Here is a 21,538-nt window from a genome sequence, read left to right on the forward strand (position 1 = left end):
GCGCAATCGCCCGGCGTAGGCCGCCGCCCTAGCCCTTGCGCACGACCAGCGTCGTCCAGTCTCCCAGATCCTCGCGCGCGGCGACCGGGGCACCGGCCGCGGCATAGGCGGCGGCGACCTGATCGGCCTGCGTGGTCAGGATGCCCGACAGGATCGCCCGCCCGCCCGGCTCGAGGTTTTCGGCCATCTGCGGGGCCAGGTCGATCAGCGGCTGCTTGAGGATGTTGGCGAAGATCAGCCCATAGGGCGCGGCATCGGCCAGCAGCGGATGGGCGAAGCCTTGCGAGACGACGCATTCCACGCGACCCGCCAGCCCGTTGGCGATGACGTTGGCGGCGGCGGTTTCCACCGCCTGCGGGTCGATGTCGCCCGCCAGCACCACCCCCGGCAACACCCGGGCCGCGGCCATCGCCAGCACCGCCGTGCCGCAGCCGATGTCGGCCACGCGGCCCGACAGCGCCCCGGCCGTCGCCAGCCGGTCCAGCGCCAGCAGGCAGCCGCGCGTGGTGTCGTGGTGGCCGGTGCCGAAGGCCATCGCCGCCTCGATGCACAGGGCCTGCGCGCCGGGCGGCACCTTGTCGGCGTCATGCGCGCCGTGGACGAAGAACCGCCCCGCGACGACGGGCGTCAGCTCGCGCCGGACATGGGCGACCCAGTCCACCTCGGGCAGTTCGGACACCGCAAAGGGGCGCGCCCCGTGCGCGGCGGCCAGCAGCGACAGCGCGATCTGGTCGGGGCTTTCGGTGAAATAGGCGCCGACCTCCCACAGGCCGGAGCCGTCCTCGATCTCGAAGACGCCCGTGCCCGACGGCTCGGGCGCCAGATCCTCGCAGGCAAGGGCCAGCGCCTCGGCGGCCTCGCGCCCGGCCGCCGTGGTCAGCGCGGTCCAGGTGGGCATCAGGCGGCGCCGCCCGCGACCGCCGACCCGCCCCCCGACGACGAGGGTGAGGGTTCGGGATTGCCGTCGCCGCCGCCCGCCGCCGCCTCGTGCAGGGCAGCCGCCTGCGACGCCTGCACGCCGGTCCCGCGCAGCCCGCAATAGCCGTTAGGCACCTTGTGCAGGTATTGCTGGTGATCCTCTTCGCGGGCGCGCCAGAAACGGGTCAGCGGCGCGATCTGGGTGGTGATGGCGGGAAAGCCCGCCACGGCCAGCCGGTTGTTGTAATCGACGCGGCTTGCCTCGGCCGCGGTCTGCTGGCTGTCGTGGGTGGTGAAGATGACCGACCGATACTGGTCGCCCACGTCGTTGCCCTGGCGGTTGCCCTGGGTCGGGTCGTGGTTTTCCCAGAAAACCTTCAGGATCTGTTCCAGGCTGACGCGGCTGGGGTCGAAGACGACGCGCACCACCTCGGCGTGGCCGGTCCCGCCGGCGCAAACCTGCCGATAGCTTGGGTCGTCGGCCGTGCCGCCGGCAAAGCCGACCTCGGTCAGCCAGACGCCGTCCAGCTGCCAGAACAGCCGCTCGACCCCCCAGTAACAGCCCATGCCCAGCACGATTTCCTCGTATCCGTGGGGGGCCGGGGCGCCCATCGGACGGCCGAATATCGCGTGAATGGGGGCGGTCATGGCAGGCTCCTGTTCATGTTGCGCCACAGTTAGGGGCGGCAGGGCGATTGCACAACGTCTTGCGCTGCCACAAGGTTCTGCCAAGCTGCGTCGCGCGCGGAAAATGGGTGCGGAGGAGTAAACGATCATGCGGCTGACCGGCAGGACGGCAATCGTCACGGGGGGCGGGTCCGGGTTCGGCGCGGGGATCGCCCGCAAGCTCGCAGCCGAAGGGGCCGAGATCATGGTCGCCGACATCAACCCCGAGGCGGCCGGCGCCCTGGTGTCCGAGGTGGGGGGCCTCGCCCATACGGTGGACGTGTCGAACGCCGACAGCGTGGCCGAAATGGCCGCCGCGGCGCTGGCGGCCTGGGGGCGCGTGGACATCCTGGTCAACAACGCCGGCATCACCCATCTGCCGACCCCCATGCAGGACGTGGACGAGGCCGAGTTCGACCGCGTGTTCGCCGTCAACTGCAAGTCGGTCTATCTGACCGCGCGGGCGCTGGTCCCCGCGATGACCGACATGGGCCGCGGGTCGATCGTCAACATCGCGTCCACCGCCGGGCTGTCGCCGCGCCCGCGGCTCAGCTGGTACAACGCATCCAAGGGCTGGATGATCACCGCGACCAAATCGATGGCGATCGAGCTTGCGCCCGGCGGCGTCCGTGTCAACGCGCTGTGCCCGGTGGCGGGCGAGACGCCGCTGCTGGCCTCATTCCTGGGCGAGGACACGCCCCAGATGCGCGCCAAGTTCCTGGCGACGATCCCGCTGGGCCGCTTTTCCACGCCCGAGGATCTGGGCAACGCCGCCTGCTTTCTCGCCTCGGACGAGGCGGCGATGATCACCGGCGCGGTGCTGACCGTGGACGGCGGGCGCTGCATCTAGGCCATGCGACCGGGGCGGCTGAACCTGATCACCGACGTCGCCGGCCTGCGCGTCGGCCATGCCGATGACGCGGCGCTGAAATCCGGGGTGACGGTGCTGACGGCGGATGCGCCCTTTGCCGCCGGGGTGCATGTGATGGGCGGCGCGCCCGGCACGCGGGAAACCGACCTGCTGGCGCCCGACAAGCTGGTGCAGGCGGTGGACGCGCTGGTGCTGGCGGGCGGGTCGGCGTTCGGCCTTGGCGCCTGCGACGGGGTGATGGCGGGGCTGCGCGCGGCCGGGCGCGGCTTTGCCGTGGGTCCGGCGCTGGTCCCCATCGTGCCCGGCGCGATCCTGTTCGACCTGCTGAACGGCGGCGACAAGGGCTGGACCGACAACCCCTATCCGGCGCTGGGGCGGCGGGCGCTGGACGCGGCAGCAGCCCGCTTTGCCCTGGGCAGTGTGGGCGCAGGGACGGGCGCGATGACCGCGCAGTGGAAAGGCGGGCTGGGTTCCGCCTCGGCGGTGCTGGCGGATGGAACGACGGTCGGCGCGCTGGTCGCGGTGAACGCGCTGGGGTCGGTGACGGCGCCGTCTGGTCAGTTCTGGGCCGCGCCCTGGGAACTGGACGCCGAGTTCGGCGGCCTGGGCCTTGGCGGACCCTGGCGGCCCGCCGACGAGCCCGTGGCGCAAAAGCGGCTGGGCGAGGCCACGACCATCGCCGTCGTCGCGACCGACGCCGCGCTGGACAAGGCGGGGCTGACGCGGCTGGCGACGGCCGCGCACGACGGGCTGGCGCGCGCCATCGTGCCGTCGCACAGCCCGTTCGACGGCGACCTGGTGTTCGCCCTGTCCACCGCCGCGCGCCCCGCCGCCGACGCCTTCGCGCTGTCGCACGCCGACGCATTCATGCTGTCGCATGCGGCCGCCTGCGTGCTGGCGCGGGCCGTGGCGCGGGCGGTGTTCAGCGCCACGGCCGCCGCGGGCGACCTGCAACCCGCCTGGGCGCATGGCAAAGGGCGGGACCGTGCGGTCCCGCCCCATCGCCATGCCTTGGGTGAGGGATTACCCGGCGACGATCAGCGATAAATATAGACGATCCGGCGGTCCGTCGGGTTCACCAGCACCGGCTGGCCGTTGACCACGACATAGCGGTAATCGGGCTGCTCGGGGATCTCGTAAAGCGTCACCGAGTCGGGGATGCCGGCGCCCACCACGACCTCTCCGTCAAGGACGACGGGGGTCTGGGGATTGGCGGTGATATAGGTCTGGACCTCGGGGGCGGGCTGCATGTCGGCCGCGGCCCCGGCGGAACCGCCGATCGCGCCGCCCACGACCGCGCCCACCGGACCGGCGATCAGCGCGCCCATCGCGGCCCCGGTCGCGCCGCCCACGGCGGCGTCGGCGGCCTGGTTGGCCGGATCGGGGGCGGGCGCCTCGACCACGGTCACGCCGACGGCTTGGCGGTTGGGATAAAGCGGCTGGATCGCGTCACCGACCTTGGCAGTCAGATAGTCGCCATAGGCCCAGCCCTGCTGGTCCTTGTAGGTGACCTGGCACCAGTTGGCGGACTCAATGCAGCCGGTCACGGAAACCTCGTCGCCGTTGGCGATGACGCCGACCACCGGCGCGGTCGAATCCGGCCCGGACCGCAGGTTCAGGTCGGTCCCGGCGGTGGCCATCGTCTGGGCGGACGCCGCCCCGGCAAGGACGGTCACGGCGGCGGCGGTGGTCAGGAAAAGGTTGCGCATCGGTTCATTCCTTGTGTTCGGCCGCCTTTCAGCGGCTGGCGGGGTGACAACAGGCGGCGTGCCGGACCGGTTCGTTCACAAGATCGTTGCGTCGGGTGGCGGCTGGACAGGACGGTCCGGCGGGGTCAGGATGCGCGCAACCGTCCGCCGCCAATTTCCCCGAGGATCCGATGACCGCCCATTCGACCGACCTGCGCACCCTGCTGAAAGACCCGTCGCTGCTGGAAACCCGCGCCTTCGTGGCGGGCGAATGGGTCGATGCCGACGACGGCCGGACCTTTCCGGTCCGCAACCCCGCCCGCGGCGATGTCATCGCCGAGGTCGCGGACCTGTCGCGCGCCGAGGTCAGGCGCGCCATCGGGGCGGCGGCGGCCGCCATGAAGGACTGGGCCGCGCGCACCGCCAAGGACCGCGCGCAGGTGATGCGGCGCTGGTTCGACCTGATGATGGCGAATCAGGACGATCTGGCCCGCATCCTGACCGCCGAACAGGGCAAGCCCCTGCCCGAGGCCAAGGGCGAGATCGCCTATGGCGCGTCGTTCATCGAGTGGTTCGGCGAGGAGGCCAAGCGCGTCTATGGCGAGACGATCCCCGGCCACATGCCCGACAAGCGCCTGACCGTGCTGCGCCAGCCGATCGGGGTCGTCGGCTCGATCACGCCCTGGAACTTTCCCAACGCCATGATCACCCGCAAATGCGGCCCGGCGCTGGCCGTCGGCTGCGGCTTTGTCGCCCGTCCGGCCGCCGAAACGCCGCTGTCGGCGCTGGCGCTGGCCGTGCTGGGGGAACGCGCGGGGCTGCCCAAGGGCATCCTGTCGGTCGTGACCTCGTCGCGGTCGTCCGACATCGGGAAAGAGTTCTGCGAGAACCCGGCGGTGCGAAAGTTGACCTTCACCGGATCGACCGAGGTCGGGCGCATCCTGCTGCGGCAGGCGGCGGATCAGGTGCTGAAATGCTCGATGGAGCTGGGCGGCAACGCACCCTTCATCGTCTTCGACGACGCCGACCTGGACGCGGCGGTCGATGGCGCGATGGCGTCCAAGTTCCGCAACAACGGCCAGACCTGCGTCTGCGCCAACCGCATCTATGTGCAGGCGGGCGTCTATGACGAGTTCGCCCGGCGGCTGGCCAAGGCGGTGGACAAGCTGACCGTGGGCGACGGGCTGAAGGACGGGACCACCACCGGCCCGCTGATCAACGCCGACGCGGTGGAAAAGGTCGAGGAGCATATCGCCGACGCGCTGGACCGCGGCGCGCAGGTCGTCACGGGCGGCAAGCGCCACGACCTGGGCGGCTCGTTCTTCCAGCCGACGGTGGTGACGGGGGTTCCGGCGGACGCCAAGGTCGCGACCGAGGAAACCTTTGGCCCCCTTGCGCCCCTGTTCCGCTTCGACACCGAGGACGAGGTGGTCGCCAAGGCCAACGACACGATCTTCGGCCTTGCCGCCTATTTCTATGCCCGCGACATCGGCCGCATCACGCGCGTTCAGGAATCGCTGGAATACGGCATCGTCGGCGTGAACACCGGCATCATCTCGACCGAGGTCGCCCCCTTCGGCGGCGTCAAGCAATCGGGGCTGGGCCGCGAGGGGTCGCGCCACGGGATCGAGGACTATCTGGAACTGAAATACGTCTGCCTGTCGGTTTGATCGGGGGCGGGGCGGATTTCAAAATGGCGTTCGCCCTTGAGAACGGGGCGGCCTTGGAACTGCCTGCCAGGCTGATCGGGGCGGCCTTGGAGCTGCCTGCCAGGCTGATCGAGGGGGGCGGGGAACGGTCCCCGCCATGTCTGCCGGTCTCGTCGGCGTAAGGGGAAGCCCTGATCGGGACAGGGGAGGTCCTGAGGACAGGGCGCCCCTCCGCCCTGCTTGCCTGCTTGATGGACGGGGCGGGGGGCAGATCCCGCCACGCCTGTCGGTCTGACCGGGGGCGGAGGACAGCCTCACCGTGCCCGCCTGTCCGACCGGGGGGGGACCGTCCCCCCGATCGGACGGAATCTCAGATCAGGATCAGATCGTCGTGCAACGAGGCGGTGGTCGCCCCGTCGATGACCAGCCGCGCGCCGTTGATCCACAGGCTGACGCCGGTGGCGGTCTCGACCGCGCCGGCCAGCACGTCGGCGGCGGTCACGCCGGCCCGCCCGGTCACGATCCGCAGCACGTCCACGTCGTCCTGCCAGTCGGCGATGCGGCCGCCGCTGCCGGCGCGGAACTGGAACACGTCCGCGCCGCCGCCGCCGGAGATCACATCCCAGCCGCCGCCGCCGTCGATGACATTGCCCGCGCCATTGCCGACGATGGTGTTGGACAGCGCATTGCCCATCACGCGCGATGCGGCGGTGCCGGTCAGGGTGGCGTGTTCGACATGCGCGCCCAGCACGAGGTCGCCGGCGCTGAGGATGCGATCGATGCCGCCGCCCGCCACCTCGACCACGGTGTCGGCCGAATCCTTGACATAGACGTCGTTGCCCGCGCCGCCCACCAGCCGGTCGGCACCCAGGCCGCCGGTCAGCGTGTCGTTCCCGGCCATGCCGGTCAGCGTGTCGGCCCCTGCCCCGCCCAGCAGCCGGTTCGCCGCCCCGTTCCCCAGCAGCCAGTTGTTCAGCACGTTGCCGGTGCCGGTCACGGCCCCCGCCAGCAGCTGCAGGTTTTCCAGATGCGCGCCCAGCGTCAGGTTCAACGCCGTCTGCACCGTGTCGGTGCCGGCGTTCGCAAGCTCGACCACCGTGTCGCCCGGGGTCACGATGAACAGGTCGTCGCCCATCCCGCCGGCCAGCCGGTCGGTTCCCGCGCCGCCGATCAGCGTGTCGGCGCCCAGCCCCCCCTGCAGGGTGTCGGCGCCGCCGTTCCCCAGGATGCGGTTGCCCGCGGCATTGCCCCAGACCGCGTCGGCCCCCGATCCGCAGGACAGGTTCTCGATCACCGTGCCGCGCGCGATGGACAGGTTCCCGACCAGCCCATAACAGCTGGAGACGGTCCCCCCCGTCATGCTGACGCGCTGCGCCTGGGCGTCGTTGGCCAGGTTCAGCAGATCGACGCCGCCCTGGTCCAGGATCGTCATGGTGATGTCGGCGCCATTGGCCATCATCCGCGAGGCGATGCCCATCGCGCCCCCGACATTCGCCCCCGCCCCCCAGACGTTGTCGCCCGCGAACAGGTTGCGCGGCGCGCCGTAAAGTTCCTGCACCGCCAGGATGTCGGCGATCATCGGCGTCACGACATAGGCGCGGGACGCATCGACCCAGGTGTTGTCCAGCTGGTCGAAATACGACATCACCGTCGCCTGCCAGCTGTCGTTGGCATAAAGCGCATCGGTCGCGTAATCGCCGGTGCCGTTGTAAAGCCCGGCGTGGCCCAGACCCAGCGCGTGCCCGATCTCGTGGATATAGGTCTGGTATTCATAGCTGTTATAGCCCGTGCCGGGGCTGTCGAACCAGTATTGCGGGATGCGGACCAGCGCCTGGGTGTCATAGCCGCCCGACGACCGCAGGACGGTGGAATAGGCCCCCTGCCCGTCGTCGACCTCGTCGAACATGATGTTGGCGTCGCCGTGGGTGACGGCCTGGAACTGCAGCCCCGACACCTGCGACCAGGCCGACAGCGCCGCCAGCGCCAGATCCCTGGCGACCGGGCGCAGCGCCGTCAGGTTGACGGTCAGCGTGTCGCCGGCTTGCGCGTCGAAATGGTGCCGGTCCCATCCCGTCGCCTGCCAGAACCCGTCGGTCAGGTAATCGGCGATGCGGTCCATCGTCCAAGGCTGGTCGGGCGGGGTGATGTGTTCGACCCGCAGCGCATAGTCGCCCGTCGATCCGCCATAGCCGCTGGCGTCGATGTAATAGGTTCCCGTCGTCGTGGCCGTCCATGTCACGACCGAATTGTCCCAGGTGCCGGTGTCGTCGTTCGACGCCAGCACCCCGCCGCCCGGCCCGCGCAGCGCCACGATCGTGTCGCCCATCGCGTAGTGGCCGTTCCCGGTCATCGTCACCCGATAGGTCTGCCCGGCGGTCAGCGTGACGGCGACCCAGTCGTGATCGTACGAGTTCGCGATCGTCCCGCCAAAGACCTGCCCCGGCGCCATGCGCGCGGTGGTCGCCCGGCTCTCCGCCGCATCGCCGGATTCCCAGACCGTAGGCGTCAGATAGGTGGCGAACACCGGGCGGGGTCCGGCGTCGGTCGGGGAATTGGGCATCACGTCTCCGTCGGCGGTTGTGACTGGGGCCACGGGCATGCGCGGCCCGGTCAGGGCAGCCCTTACCACGCCATATGTTACGATTCCATTAGCGCGCGGCGATCACAGCCGTTCGATGGCAATGGCCGTGCCTTCGCCGCCACCGATGCAGATCGCGGCGATGCCGCGGGTCTTGCCGCGGCGCGCCAGCTCGTTCAGCAGCGTCACGACGATCCGCGCGCCCGATGCCCCGATGGGATGACCCAGCGCGCAGGCGCCGCCATTGACGTTCACCCGGTCGGCGTCCAGCCCCATTTTCTGCATGAACGCCATCGGCACCACGGCAAAGGCCTCGTTCACCTCCCACAGATCGACGTCCGAGCGGTCCCAGCCCAGCTTTTCCAGCAGCTTTTCGGCGGCGGGAACGGGGGCGGTCGGGAACTCGGCCGGGGCCTGGGCGTGGCCGGCGTGGCCGACGATGCGGGCCAGCGCGCCCTCGGCCCGGTCCGACAGCACCAGCGCCGCCGCGCCGTCGGAAATCGACGACGAGTTCGCCGCCGTCACCGTGCCGTCCTTGCGGAACGCGGGCTTCAGCGTGGGGATCTTGTCGGGGCGGGCGTTGCCGGGCTGTTCGTCGGTGTCCACCACGACGTCGCCCGACCGGCCGCGGATGGTGACCGGCACCACCTCGGACGCGAAACGCCCGTCGTCGATGGCCGCCCGGGCGCGGGTCAGCGAGCGCAGGGCATAGTCGTCCTGCGCCTCGCGGGTGAACTGGAACTGCGACGCGCAATCCTCGGCGAAGGTGCCCATCAGGCGGCCCTTGTCATAGGCGTCCTCAAGCCCGTCGAGGAACATGGAATCCTTGACCTCGGCATGGCCCAGCCGCGCGCCGCCCCGCATCTTGGCCAGCAGATAGGGCGCGTTCGTCATGCTTTCCATGCCGCCCGCGACGATGGTGCGGGCCGACCCCGCGCGGATCGAATCGGCGGCCGACATCAGCGCCTGCATCCCCGATCCGCACATCTTGTTCAGCGTGACCGCCGGAACCGACTGCGGCAGGCCCGCGCCCAGCGCCGCCTGCCGCGCGGGCGCCTGCCCCTGCCCGGCGGGCAGCACGCAGCCCATCAGCACCTCGTCCACCGTGTCGCCTCCGATGCCGGCGCGGTCCAGCGCGGCGGCAATGGCGGCCGCGCCCAGTTCCGGCGCGCTCAGGCCCGACAGCGCACCCTGCATCCCGCCCATCGGGGTGCGGACGGCGGCGTGGATATAGACTTCGGTCATGATCGCTCCTGTCGCGGTAACGGGATGGTAAGGGTTTTGCCGTAGGCATGGGCTAAGCACGGATTCGCTGCAAGGGGGCCAGAATGCCGCTGATGACCGAGGAAATGGCTTGCGGGGTCAGGGTGTGCGTCCTGGAAAACCGCCTGGACGCCGCGCTGGCGATCCGGTTCAAGGACCGCCTGCGCGAGATCGCCGCGCGCAACGGGCCGGTGATCCTGCTGGACCTGTCGCGCGTCGACTTCATGGACAGCTCGGGCCTGGGCGCGATCCTGGCGATCCGGCGCACGCTGCCGCCGGACCGGCGGATCGAGCTGACGGGGCTGACGCCCAATGTCGAACGGGTGCTGCGGCTGACGCGGATGGACATGGTCTTTGTCATCCACCCGCCCATCGGCCCGGAGCAGCCCGAACCGACGGCCCGGGTGCAGGAGGGCGCGCCATGAGCGATCCCGACCGCGGCAAGCTGCGCGGGTTCATGGCCGGGGGGCGCGCCCCCCATGACCTGATGCGCCGGGCGGGCGGCGCGGGGAACCGCCGGGACGGGGACCGCGCCCTGCCGGCCAAGTCACGGGGCTGGCCCATGTTTCACCGCGTCCTGCCGGCCGACACCGGCGCGATCCAGGCCACGCTGCTGGACATGCGCGACCGCTTCGGGCCCGAGATCGACGCGGACGCGCTGGCGCGGGTCGAACTGGTGCTGGCCGAGGTGATGAACAACGTGGCCCAGCACGGCACCGGGCGCGGCAAGACGGCGGACCCGGCCCGGCCCGGGCGGGCGCTGACCATCCATCTGTCGGTCGCCGCGCACGACCGCGGCCTTGCCTGCGCCGTGACCGACGACGGCCCGCCGCTGCCGGCCGGCTGCCTTGCCGGCCCCGAGGTCGAGCGGACGCCCGAACACGCCGCGATGGCGGCCTGCGGGTTCGGCTGGATGATCATCCGCGACCTGACCCAGTCGCTGTTCCATTTCCGCGAGGATCAGCGCAATGTCCTGTGCTTCAACATTCCCGGACAGCTGCAACTGACGCCGGAATCGCGCCCTGACGTGGCTTGAAACGGGCGGCGGGCGGCGGGCAGCGACGCGGCACGACGGCGTGAGGCAGGCGGCGGCGGCTGGCCTGGCACATGCGGCGTGAGGCAGGCGGACGCGGCTGGCGTGGGACGTGAGACAGGCGGCGTGGCATGGGCGGGTGGCGTGACACAGGCGGCGGGTCGCGGCTGGCGCGACGCAGGCGGCGGGTCGCGGCTGGCGTGACGCAGGCGGCGGGTCGCGGCTGGCATGACGCATGCGGCCGGTGCCGGGCAACCGCGCCCCCGCAGCCCCCGCCTCCGCTTATCCCTTGGCGTGGAAATGGTCGTGGATCGTCGCGGCCAGCGTGGCCGAGATGCCGTCCACCGCCTGCAGGTCGGCCAGTCCGGCGCGGGCCACCGCCTTGGCGCTGCCGAAATGCGCCAGCAGCGCGCGCTTGCGCGTGGCGCCGACGCCCGCGATCTCGTCCAGCGGGTTCGCCATCACCTGCTTGGCGCGGCGGGCGCGGTGGGTGCCGATCGCCCAGCGGTGCGCCTCGTCCCGCAGGCGCTGGGTGAAATACAGCACCGGGTCGTTCATCGGCAGCGCCATCGGCCGCTTGCCCGGGCGGTGGAACTCTTCCTTCCCGTGGTCGCGGTCCACGCCCTTGGCGACGCCGATCACGGGGATGTCCTCGACCCCCAGCTCGGCCATGATGCCCGCCACCGCCGACACCTGCCCCGCGCCGCCGTCGATCAGCAGCAGGTCGGGCCACGCCTCGGACTGGCGGTCGGGATCGTCCTTCAGCAGGCGGGCGAAACGGCGGGTCAGCACCTCGCGCATCATGCCGAAGTCGTCGCCGGGCGTGATCTCGGTGCCCTTGATGTTGAACTTGCGATACTGGCTTTTCATCCAGCCGTCCGGCCCCGACACGACCATGCCGCCCACGGGCGCCGTGCCCTGGATGTGGCTGTTGTCGTAAACCTCGATCCGGCGCGGCGGCGCGGGCAGGTCGAACGCCTCGGCCAGCCCGTCCAGCAGGCGGCGCTGGGTCGCGCTTTCGGCCATGCGGCGGGCCAGGCTTTCGCGGGCGTTCCGGGCGGCGTTGGCGACCAGCTCGGCCTTTTCGCCCCGCTGCGGCACGCCGACCGCGACCCGCCGCCCGGCGCGCGCGCGCAGCAGTTCCGCGATCAGGTCGGCGTCCTCGACCTCGTGGCTCAGCAGCACCATGCGTGGCGGCACCTTGTCGTCATAGAACTGCGCGACAAAGGCCTGTATGATCTCGGCCGGGTTCTCGGCCCCGCCGGTCTTGGGATAGAAATCGCGGTTGCCCCAGCTCTGGTTGCCGCGGATGAAGAACACCTGCACGCAGGCCTGCCCCCCGTCCAGGTGCAGCGCGATCACGTCGGCCTCGGCCACGCCCTTGGGGTTGATCGCCTGCACCGACTGCACCGCCGTCAGCGCCTTGATCCGGTCGCGCAGCGCCCCCGCGCGCTCATACTCCATCGCCTCGGCGGCCGCGGCCATCTCGGCCGCCAGATTGGACTGCACGGCCGTGGACTTGCCCTGCAGGAACCGCTCGGCGTCGCTGACCAGCGCCTGATAGGCGTCGCGGTCGATCCGCCCCACGCAGGGCGCGCTGCACCGCTTGATCTGGTGCAGCAGGCAGGGCCGCGTGCGCGAGGCGAAGGTCGCATCCGTGCACGACCGCAGCAGGAACACCCGCTGCAGCTGGTTCAGCGTGCGGTTGACCGCACCGGCGCTGGCGAACGGCCCGTAATAGTCGCCCGTTTCCGACTTGGCGCCGCGATGCTTCTTGATCTGCGCAAAGGGATGGGACTTGGCGACCAGGATGTTCGGGAACGACTTGTCGTCCCGCAGCAGCACGTTATAGCGCGGCTTGAGCTGCTTGATCAGGTTCTGCTCAAGCAGCAGCGCCTCGGTTTCGGTGCGCGTCGTCAGGAACATCATCGACGCGGTGTCGCGGATCATCAGGGCGATGCGGCCCGAATGGCCCGACGGGCGCGCATAGTTCGACACCCGCGCCCGCAGGTTGCGGGCCTTGCCTACGTAAAGCACCGCGCCCTGCGCATCCAGCATCCGATAGACGCCTGGGCTGGAATCCAGCCGGCGGCAGTAATCCTGGATCAGCGCGTGGCCGGTCGGCGCGGGGGTCAGCGCAGGGGTCGGGGCGGCGTCGGCGCGGTCCGCGGAGGCGACGCCCTCGGGCGGACCGGGCGGCGGTTCGGGGGGCAAGCTGGCAGTCATCGGACCAAGAAAGTGATTCCTCGGCCCGCCCGCAAGTCCGGCACCGGCGCAAGCAGAAACCTGTCCACGGAATCTGTGGATAAACCTGTGGAGCCGCTGTTGCCGGAAACCCGGTTCGGCAGCAAAGGCAGGCCATCATTTGATCTGCCTGTTTTTTGGGCAGGTTTGCACAAGGTTGTTTTCACTTGATTTTTTATCTCGATGACCGAAGGCGCTGAAATAGCAGGAACTTTCCTGACAGTTCTGTGACGGGCGCAAGTAAAGTGGACAAACTGCCGCAACGTCGCCCCGCGGGGTCAGTCCAGCCCCAGCACGTCGGGGGTCCGCCAGCCCAGATGCTGCCCGCCGTCGACGCAGATCAGCTGACCGGTGACCGCCCGCGCGTCCAGCAGATACATGAGCGCGGCGGTCACGTCCTGCGGGTCGGCGCCGCGCTGCAGGATGGTGGCGGCGCGCTGACGGGCAAAGTGATCCTCGGTCTGCCGCGCGGCGCGCAGGGTCGGGCCGGGGCCGATGGCATTGACGCGGATGCGCGGCGCCAGCGCCTGCGCGGCGGTGCGGGTCAGCGTCCACAGCGCGGCCTTGGCCAGCGAATAGGTCATGAACTCGGGCGTGGGCTTCAGCACCCGCTGATCGACCATGTTCACGACCAGCGCGCGGGCCTCGGGTTCGGCCCCGCCCGTCAGTTCCGGCACCTGCGCGGCGAAATGCTGGGTCAGCACGAAGGGCGCGCGCAGGTTCGACCCCATGTTGCGGTCCCATCCCGCCCGCGTCGCCCCGGCGAGATTGTCATAGTCAAAGGTCGAGGCGTTGTTGACCAGCACCCCCAGCGGCCCCATCCGGGCCGCGACCGCGGAAACCAGCGCCTGCGCGGCGTCCTCGTCCAGCAGGTCGGCGCGGAACGTCTCGGCGCGCACCCCCAGCGCGCGGGCCTCGGCGGCGGTCGCCTCGGCCTCGGCGGCCGAACGGTCATAGTGGATGGCGACGTCATGGCCGCGCCCGGCCAGCGCCAGCGCCATCGCCCTGCCCAGCCTGCGGGCCGCGCCGGTGACCAGCGCCGCGCCCTCAACGGCCACGCGTCAGCCCCAAAAGCCGCGCGACGATGCGGCGGAACCCCGGCCCGGCCGCCAGCGCGATCGCCACCATGATCAGCAGGAACAGCAGAACCGTCTTGACCATCGCGCGCCCCTAACCTTGCGGCGTGACGCGGGCGAAGGCCGCGCGTTCGGTCGCCGCATCGACCCAGTCGTCGGCCGAGATGCCGAACCGGCGCAGGAACGGCACCCGCTGGCCATAGGACACCAGCCGCACCTTGTCGCCAAACATCTGCCGCATCGTGGGTTCCAGATGGCCGATGCCGTCGGCCAGCCCGACCTCGACCGCCTCGCGCCCGACCCAGATCTCGCCGGTGAACAGGTCGCGGCCGGCCGCCAGCCGGTCGCCCCGCCGCGCCGCGACCTGCGCCTTGAACGCGGCGTGGATCGGTTCCAGCAGGCGGTGCAGGCGGTCCACATCCTCGGGCGTTTCCGGGCGGAACGGGTCCAGCCACGATTTCGACCGCCCCGCCGTGTGGACGCGCCGTTCGATGCCGTGCCGCGCGATCAGCTCGGCAAAGCCGAACCCGGCCGAGATGACGCCGATCGACCCCAGGACCGACGACTCGTCGGCCCAGATCCGGTCGGCGGCGGTCGCCAGCCAGTATCCGCCGGACGCGGCCACATCCTCGACAAAGGCATGGACGGGGACGTCGTGGCGTTCCGACAGCCGCCGGATGCGGGCGGCGATCAGCGACGACTGCACCGGCGAGCCGCCGGGCGAGTTGATCGCCAGCGCCACGGCCACGGGCTTGCCGCGCCGGAACGCCCGGTCCAGCAGCGCCGCCAGGCCCGCGTCCGACAGCCCGGCCGCGCCGTGGCGGGCCGGAATGCCGATCGCGCCCTGCAGGCGGATGACGGCGACGGTCGGGCGCCGGGGGCTGAAAAAGGGAATGCGCATGACCGGCAGATAGGCAACCACGGGCCGCGGGGCAAGCGTCCCGTGACCAAGGGGCGCGCGGCCCTCAGGGGTGACGGGACAGAAACGCCTCGACCTCGGCGCGGTCGGGCATCGCGTCGCCCGCGCCCGGCCGCGTGACCTGGATCGCGGCGGCGGCGGCGGCCCGGCGCATCGCCTGCGGCACGTCGTTGCCCGCGTCCAGCGCGGCGGCGAACCAGCCCGCGAAGCAGTCGCCCGCGCCGGTCGAATCCACCGCGCGCACGGGGAACGCCGGCTGGTGCGTCACGGTGCCGGCCAGCAGGTCGCGATACTCGGCCCCGCGCGCGCCGCGCGTCACCAGCATCGCGGGGACCGGCGGCGGGGCGCCCAGCGCCTGTTCCAGCGCCGCCGCCTCGGGTTCGTTCAGCGCAAGGATCGAGACATGGGGCATGACCGCGCGCAGGGGCTCCACCTCGAACGGGGCGGCGCTGTAGATGACGCGGGCGCCGGCGGCGCGGCCTTCGGCTGCGGCCTGCACCTGCAGGTTGGTTTCGTTCTGGATCAGCAGCGTGTCGGCCGGGCCGATCCGCGCCAGCGCCGCGCCGACCGCGTCGGCCGACAGCGCGCGGTTCGCGCCGGGATGCACAACGATGGCGTTTTCACCCGCGTCGTCCACAAGGATCAGGGCGTGGCCGATGGCGTGCCCCGCCAGCCGGGCGACATGGGTGCAGTCGATCCCGGCGGCGGCCAGCCGTTCGATCACCCAGTCGTCGCCCGCCCCCATCGCGCCCACGTGGCGGACGGTCGCGCCCGCCCGCGCGGCGGCGGCGGACTGGTTCGCGCCCTTGCCGCCCAGACCATGCGACAGGCTGGCGGCGTTCACCGTCTCGCCGGGGGCGGGCAGGCGGGCCATGCGATAGACGTGGTCGATGTTGATCGACCCCAGGTTCCAGATTGCCATGCCGGTCGCCCCCTCTCGTGCCCGGAAATGCGAACGCGCCCCGCAGGGCGCGTCCGGCTGATGGTGCAGGCCGTGGTCACATGCCGTCGCCGGGCACGTCCGGCCGGTGCTTGACGCGCCACCACAACCGCTTGTTGGTCAGGTACAGCAGCGCCCACAGCACGATCAGGAACAGCACCGACACCAGCCCGATCTGCTTGCGGTCCATCATCTTCGGCTCGGCCGTCCACATCAGGAAGGCCGCCAGATCCATCGACGCGCTGTGCGCATCGGCGGGGGCGCCGTCCTCGAACGTGACCTGGTCGTCGGCCAGCGGCGGCGGCATCGAGATCCAGCCGCCCGGGAAGGCGGTGTTCTCATAAAGCACGGTGCCCGCCTGCTCCATCTCTTCGCCGGTATAGCCGGTCAGGATCGAGACGATGTATTCCGGCCCGCCGATGCCGTTGAACAGCTGGCTGAGGCCGCTGCCATAGGGTCCGTGGAACCCGGCGCGCGCCTTGGCCATCAGCGACAGGTCCGGCCCCATCCCCTCGCCGGTGACGGTCGGGAAGTGGTCGGTCGGCAGGCGCGGGCGGTCCTCGCCGGTTTCGGCGTCCATGATGGACATTTCCGCGGCATAGGCGCGGACTTGGTCCATCGGCAGTTCCGGCCCGCCCGGATCGGCCAGCGTGCGCAGCGGCACCTGCTTCATGCCGTGGCAGGCGGCGCAGACCTCGGTATAGACCTGCAGGCCGCGCTGCAGCTGGAACTGGTCGAACTTGCCGAACGGCCCTTCGAAGCTGAACGACACATCCTCGATGTGCTGCTCGTGCGAGGCGCCGGGGGTCTCGGCGTGCGCTTCCTCTTGCGCGGGCGCGCCGCCCTCGCTGCCGGTGTTGGTCTGGGCGGTGTCCTCGCCGGGCTCGGGCTCGGCGTCGGGGGTGGCCCCGGCCTCGGGCATGGATTCGGACGCGGGGCCGGCCTCGACGTCACCGGCGGCATCGACGGTCGGGGCCTCGGCCTCGATGGCAGGCTCGCCTTCGGGTGCTGCGGCGGTGGCGTCGGCTTCGGCGGCGGTTGCCGTCTCGCCCTCGGACTCGGTGCCCGGAGGCGCGGCCTGCGATGCCGTATCGGCGGCGGCATCGCCGTCGGTGCCGGCAGCGGTCGTCGCCGCAGCGTCAGCCGCGGGCGCGTCCGTGGCGTCGGTCGCCGTGGCGTCGGTCGCCGTGGCTTCGCCTTCGCCCGACGCGGCGGTCTGGCTTTCGGTCGGTTCCTCGACCGGCTGCGCCTCGGCGTCGGGGCCGGGCGCCCCGGCTTCGGCGGGGGCCTCGGCGTCGGCGGGGGCCGCGTCCGTGGCGCCCGCGTCGGTGGCGGCGGCGGGCAGGCCCTCTTGCGGGGCAGCCGGCGGCTCCTCGGGGGTGGCGGTCGGCTGCGGGGTCGCGGGGTCGATGCCCGTCGCCGCGGTGCCGGTCTCGGCGGCGGTGGCCGCCTCGGCGTCGCTCGCCGCCGGGGCGGGCGTTTCGGCCGTGGCCGCCGCGCCCGCGTCCGGCGCGGGAACCGCGGTCGTGTCGACCGTGGTCGTGCCGTCCGGGTTCCGCGTCAGCGTCGTGCCGGGGCCTGCCGGCGCGGGGGTCGCCGCGCCGGGTTCGTTCATCGGCACGGTGATCGTGCGCGTCTGGGCATGCGCCGCCATCCCGAAGGACAGGGCCGCGACCGCCGTGAGCGTAACGTTTCTCAGGGACATTCGCGCCTCTCCTTATTCGGCCGGATGGTTGGCAAGCCCGTAATGGGCGTCAAAGTCTTGCTCGATCGTCGCGGGCATCGGCTCGGGACGCTCGATCACACCCAGCAGCGGCAGGATGATGAGGAAATAGGCGAACCAATAGGCCGCGCCCGCCAGCGAGATATAGGGATAGATCCCCTCGGCCGGCATCGCCCCCGCCCAGGTCAGGACGACGAAGTCGATGGCCAGCAGCCAGTACCACCACTTGAACTGCGGGCGATAGCGGCCCGACCGCACGCGGCTGGTGTCCAGCCACGGCACCAGCGCCATCACGATGATCGCGCCGAACATCGCCAGCACGCCGAAGAACTTGGCGTCGATGATGCCGAAGGACAGCCAGTTGACCGCGATCACCACCCAGACGTCGGCGGTAAAGGCGCGCAGGATCGCGTAGAACGGCAGGAAATACCATTCGGGCACGATATGGGCGGGCGTCACCAGCGGGTTCGCCTCGATATAGTTGTCGGGGTGGCCGAGATAGTTCGGCATGAAGCCGACGACCGCGAAGAACAGCACCAGGATCAGGGCCAGCGCCAGCAGATCCTTGATGACGAAATACGGCCAGAACGGCAGGGTGTCGCGGTCAGCCTCCTCGCGCGAGGTGCGGCGCACCTCGACCCCGGTGGGGTTGTTGTTGCCGGTGGTGTGGAACGCCCAGAAGTGGACGATCACCAGCGCCGCGATCACGAACGGCAGCAGATAATGCAGCGAGAAGAAGCGGTTCAGCGTGGCGTTGTCCACCGCCGGGCCACCCAGCAGCCAGGTCTGGATCGGCTCGCCGATGCCCGGGATCGCGCCGAACAGGCCGGTGATGACCGTGGCGCCCCAGAACGACATCTGGCCCCAGGGCAGGACATAGCCCATGAACGCCGTCGCCATCATCGCGACATAGATCAGCATCCCGATGATATAGGTGATCTCGCGCGGGGGCTTGTAGCTGCCGTAATAGAGGTTGCGGAAGATGTGCAGATACACGGCGAAGAAGAACAGCGACGCGCCGTTGGCGTGCAGATAGCGCAGCATGTGCCCGCCGTTCACGTCGCGCATGATGTGTTCGACCGACCGGAAGGCCAGATCGACATGCGGGGTATAGTGCATCGCCAGCACGATGCCGGTGACGATCTGCAGCACCAGGCAGAAGGTCAGCACGATGCCCCAGATCCACATCCAGTTCAGGTTCTTGGGCGTGGGAAGCGTGGTGAAATCGACGATCAGTTCCACGATGGGCAGGCGGCGGTGGATCCAGCGCTCTGCCTTGGTTCTGGGTTCGTAGTGGTCAGTTGGAATACCGGCCATGGTCGCGTCTCCTCAGCCCAGCTGGATGGTGGTGTCGTTGATGAAGGCAGCGACGGGAATAGGCAGGTTGGTCGGCGCCGGACCGCGGCGGATGCGGCCCGAGGCGTCATAATGCGACCCGTGGCAGGGGCAGAACCACCCGCCGAAGTCGCCCGCGCCGTCGCCGATCGGCACGCAGCCCAGGTGGGTGCAGACGCCGATCATGACCAGCCATTTGCCCTCTTCGTCCAGGGTGCGGTTGGCGTCGGTCGCGGGTTCGCCGGGCTTGTTGGCGTTCTCGGCGTTGGGGTCGATCAGCGCGGCGGTGTCGTCGGCGCGGGCGCGTTCGATTTCCTCGGCGGTGCGGTGGCGGATGAAGACCGGCTTGCCCAGCCACTTGACGGTCAGCTGCGTCCCTTCGGCGACCGCGCTGATGTCGACCTGGATCGACGACAGCGCCTGCACGTCGGCCGAGGGGTTCATCTGGTTGATCAGGGTCCAGGCGGCAGCACCAGCCGCGACCGCGCCGGCACCGGCGGTCGCGTAATAGAGGAAGTCCCTCCGGGTGGCGCCGTGGTCTCCTGCGTGATCGTCAGCGTGGGACACGGTGGTTCTCCGATTTCGTGGCCCTTGGGACGGGCCGGAACGACAGGTCGGGCCGCGCCTTGCGGCAGGCCCTCGCAGGCGCGGTTCTAGCGATCAATATTCTGTCAGTCCAGCCGCCAGCCGCGTGGCGGGTGACGCATTTGGCCGCAGGTGTGGGATTTGGGACGCGGCCCGTTTGCGGTGCGCGACCGTGCCCCATCCCGCCGCCCGCACGAGCGGTAAGGGAGGATGTTGTCGCAGGCGCGGCATCGGGCGCGGCGCTTGATGTCGCGGGACGCGGCATGGGGCGCGGCGCTTGATGTCGCGGGCCGGGGCAGCAAAACCGGCGCTTCCCGTCGCGGGCGCGGCGTTCCGCTCAGCCGCGGGGGTCTTCGGCGGCTGCGTCCTGCGGCGGGGTGCCGGTGGCGGGGTCCGCCGCCTGCGCGGGTCCGTCCCCCGCCGGCGGCACCGGCGCGACGCCTTCGCCGTCCGCGCCGCCTTCGGACGCGTCGTCGCCAGCCGGTGCGGGCGTCGCCTGCGGGGGCGCGCCCGTGGCCGGGTCGGCGGGGGGCGCGACGGGCGCCGCCGCCCCTTCGTCGTTCAGGCGGTCGTCGTGCCAGTCGCCCTGCGCCACGCGGCCGCTGGCATAGGTCATCACGCCCTGCCCCTGCCGCTTGCCCGCGACGAAATGGCCGCGATACAGGTCGCCGTTGGCATAGGTGGCGGTGCCCTCGCCGTCGATCTCGCCGCCCGTCCAGCCGCCGTCATAGCGGAAGCCGTCGGCGGTGGTCAGCACGCCCGGCCCCTGCCGCAGCCCGTCCACGAAGCCGCCCTGATAGACGGTGCCGTCGGGATAGGTGGCGGTGCCGGTGCCGTGGCGCTGCCCGGCCTTCCATTCGCCGTCATAGACATAGCCGTCGGGATAGGTCATGCGGCCCTGTCCCTCGTTCCGGGCAGCTTTGAAACTGCCCTCATAGACCATGCCGCTGGCATAGGTGGCGCGGCCCTGCCCCTCGATCACGCCGCCGACCCAGCCGCCCTCATAGGTGGCGCCGTCGGCATAGGTGATGCGGCCGGTGCCGTCGGGCTGGTCGGCCTTCAGCGCGCCCTCATAGACGGACCCGTCGGGATAGGCGATGCGGCCCTGCCCCTCCATCCGGCCGTCGACCCAGTCGCCCTGATAGACATAGCCGTCCATGCCGGTGAACACGCCCTGCCCGTGCCGCTTGTCGGCCCGGAAGCCACCGTCATAGACGTCCCCGTTGGCATAGGTGGCGCGGCCCAGCCCCTCGCGGCGGTTGTCGCGCATCTGCCCCTCATAGATGTCGCCGTTGGCCTGCGTCAGCTTGCCCTGCCCGGACATCTGCCCGGCCGCCCAGATCCCGTCATAGACAAGCCCGTCGGGCATCGTCAGCACGCCCTTGCCCGCGCGCATCCCCGCCAGCATGCCCCCCTGATAGACCGAGCCGTCGGGATAGGTGATGGTGCCCTGCCCCTCTTTCACGCCGCCCGCCCAGTCGCCGTCATAGCGATAGCCGTTCTGCTGGGTCATCACGCCCCGGCCGTGGTGCAGCGCCTTCAGGAACCCGCCCTGATAGCTGGACCCGTTGGGATAGGCGGCGGTGCCGGTGCCGGTGATCTCGCCGTCCTGCCAGTCGCCGTCATAGCTGCCGCCGTCGGCATAGGTGATCTTGCCGCGCCCGTGCGGCTTGCCCCGGGCGAACTGCCCTTCGTAGACCGAGCCGTTGGGATAGGTCGCGCGCCCCTGCCCCATGATCTCGCCGTCGATCCAGTCGCCGTCATAGCGATAGCCGGAGGGCAGCGAATAGCTGCCGCGCCCGTGCTGGCGGCCGTTGCGGAACGTGCCTTCATAGACGCCGCCGTCGTCGTATTGCTTGGTCACCACCGGCTGCGCCTGCCCGGCCGTGGGCGCGGCCGCCCCGGCGGCCAGCCCCACGGCCACGGCGGCCGCCCAGATTGCGGGTTTCATCGGCTGAGCCTTCCTTCGCGCGGGTCTGATCGGGCGGGTCCGGCGCCCGCCTGCGGGCATCGGTCTAACCCAGCGGGCCGCCCGACGCAAAGCCTGACC

The 21,538-nt window shown here is 70.9% G+C and carries 17 protein-coding genes and 1 pseudogene; 5 read left to right on the top strand and 13 right to left on the bottom strand.

What is annotated here, in order from left to right:
* Positions 1–28 precede the first annotated feature (28 nt).
* A complete protein-coding gene (locus EPA64_RS13165) occupies positions 29–898 on the bottom strand; it encodes a 50S ribosomal protein L11 methyltransferase (RefSeq protein ID WP_134726818.1) in 870 nt (289 codons plus the stop codon).
* Entirely contained in the window at positions 898–1,566 is a 669-nt protein-coding gene (gene msrA, locus EPA64_RS13170; RefSeq protein ID WP_134726819.1) for a peptide-methionine (S)-S-oxide reductase MsrA, read from the bottom strand. The genes EPA64_RS13165 and msrA overlap by 1 nt, the downstream gene beginning before the upstream one ends.
* A gap of 127 nt (positions 1,567–1,693) precedes the next feature.
* Here msrA and EPA64_RS13175 point away from each other — a divergent pair, with 127 nt between their 5' ends.
* Both EPA64_RS13175 and EPA64_RS13180 read left to right on the top strand, forming a co-directional pair.
* Positions 1,694–2,434: a glucose 1-dehydrogenase gene (locus EPA64_RS13175; protein ID WP_134726820.1), complete on the top strand. Its 741-nt coding sequence runs from the start codon at positions 1,694–1,696 to the stop codon at positions 2,432–2,434.
* 3 nt (positions 2,435–2,437) lie between these two features.
* On the top strand, positions 2,438–3,502 hold the full coding sequence (locus tag EPA64_RS13180) for a P1 family peptidase (RefSeq protein WP_134726821.1): 1,065 nt from the start codon (positions 2,438–2,440) through the stop codon (positions 3,500–3,502).
* Here the strand turns inward: EPA64_RS13180 and EPA64_RS13185 are convergent.
* A complete protein-coding gene (locus EPA64_RS13185; protein WP_134726822.1) occupies positions 3,493–4,164 on the bottom strand; it encodes a DUF1236 domain-containing protein in 672 nt (223 codons plus the stop codon). The two genes, EPA64_RS13180 and EPA64_RS13185, sit on opposite strands and share 10 nt — an antisense overlap.
* A 170-nt stretch (positions 4,165–4,334) precedes the next feature.
* On the opposite strand from EPA64_RS13185, the gene EPA64_RS13190 reads away from it, so the two are divergent.
* Positions 4,335–5,813 (top strand): NAD-dependent succinate-semialdehyde dehydrogenase, encoded by a 1,479-nt coding sequence (locus EPA64_RS13190; RefSeq protein ID WP_134726823.1) that lies wholly within the window; start codon positions 4,335–4,337, stop codon positions 5,811–5,813.
* A 349-nt stretch (positions 5,814–6,162) separates the two neighbouring features.
* Here the strand turns inward: EPA64_RS13190 and EPA64_RS16935 are convergent, their stop codons facing one another.
* Together EPA64_RS16935 and EPA64_RS13200 are read right to left on the bottom strand one after the other, a co-directional pair.
* Entirely contained in the window at positions 6,163–8,352 is a 2,190-nt protein-coding gene (locus EPA64_RS16935; protein WP_167626673.1) for a M10 family metallopeptidase, read from the bottom strand.
* A 102-nt stretch (positions 8,353–8,454) separates the two neighbouring features.
* On the bottom strand, positions 8,455–9,615 hold the full coding sequence (locus tag EPA64_RS13200) for a thiolase family protein (protein ID WP_134726825.1): 1,161 nt from the start codon (positions 9,613–9,615) through the stop codon (positions 8,455–8,457).
* Between the two features lie 83 nt (positions 9,616–9,698).
* Between EPA64_RS13200 and EPA64_RS13205 the strand changes: the two genes are divergently transcribed.
* Positions 9,699–10,058: an STAS domain-containing protein gene (locus EPA64_RS13205; RefSeq protein ID WP_134726826.1), complete on the top strand. Its 360-nt coding sequence runs from the start codon at positions 9,699–9,701 to the stop codon at positions 10,056–10,058.
* Positions 10,055–10,669, top strand: coding sequence for an ATP-binding protein (locus EPA64_RS13210; RefSeq protein WP_134726827.1), 615 nt, complete (start codon positions 10,055–10,057; stop codon positions 10,667–10,669). Before EPA64_RS13205 ends, EPA64_RS13210 begins: the two co-directional genes overlap by 4 nt.
* Positions 10,670–10,948: 279 nt before the next feature.
* On the opposite strand, the gene uvrC is transcribed toward EPA64_RS13210, so the two are convergent.
* The 8 genes and pseudogenes from uvrC to EPA64_RS13250 form a co-directional block, all read right to left on the bottom strand.
* The gene (uvrC, locus tag EPA64_RS13215; RefSeq protein WP_134726828.1) at positions 10,949–12,892 is read right to left on the bottom strand and encodes an excinuclease ABC subunit UvrC; all 1,944 of its coding nucleotides are present in this window, start codon (positions 12,890–12,892) and stop codon (positions 10,949–10,951) included.
* Between the two features lie 296 nt (positions 12,893–13,188).
* Positions 13,189–13,968: an SDR family oxidoreductase gene (locus EPA64_RS13220; protein WP_134726829.1), complete on the bottom strand. Its 780-nt coding sequence runs from the start codon at positions 13,966–13,968 to the stop codon at positions 13,189–13,191.
* Positions 13,969–14,080: 112 nt separating this feature from the next.
* On the bottom strand, positions 14,081–14,887 hold the full coding sequence (locus tag EPA64_RS13225; protein WP_134726830.1) for a S49 family peptidase: 807 nt from the start codon (positions 14,885–14,887) through the stop codon (positions 14,081–14,083).
* A gap of 64 nt (positions 14,888–14,951) precedes the next feature.
* Positions 14,952–15,827, bottom strand: a complete 876-nt coding sequence (locus tag EPA64_RS13230) for a ribokinase (RefSeq protein ID WP_134726831.1) — start codon at positions 15,825–15,827, stop codon at positions 14,952–14,954.
* A gap of 76 nt (positions 15,828–15,903) precedes the next feature.
* Positions 15,904–16,629: pseudogene (locus tag EPA64_RS16785) on the bottom strand (cytochrome c1); the annotation flags it as partial.
* Positions 16,630–17,562: 933 nt separating this feature from the next.
* Positions 17,563–18,885: a cytochrome b gene (petB, locus tag EPA64_RS13240; RefSeq protein ID WP_134726832.1), complete on the bottom strand. Its 1,323-nt coding sequence runs from the start codon at positions 18,883–18,885 to the stop codon at positions 17,563–17,565.
* A 12-nt stretch (positions 18,886–18,897) separates the two neighbouring features.
* Positions 18,898–19,470 carry a ubiquinol-cytochrome c reductase iron-sulfur subunit gene (gene petA / locus EPA64_RS13245; protein ID WP_134726833.1) on the bottom strand — a complete coding sequence of 191 codons (573 nt, stop codon included), beginning with the start codon at positions 19,468–19,470 and terminating at the stop codon, positions 18,898–18,900.
* A 355-nt stretch (positions 19,471–19,825) separates the two neighbouring features.
* Positions 19,826–21,439 (bottom strand): MORN repeat-containing protein, encoded by a 1,614-nt coding sequence (locus EPA64_RS13250; protein ID WP_134726834.1) that lies wholly within the window; start codon positions 21,437–21,439, stop codon positions 19,826–19,828.
* Positions 21,440–21,538 lie beyond the last annotated feature (99 nt).

The sequence above is a fragment of the Paracoccus luteus genome (assembly GCF_004522155.1).
Taxonomy (GTDB): domain Bacteria; phylum Pseudomonadota; class Alphaproteobacteria; order Rhodobacterales; family Rhodobacteraceae; genus Paracoccus; species Paracoccus luteus.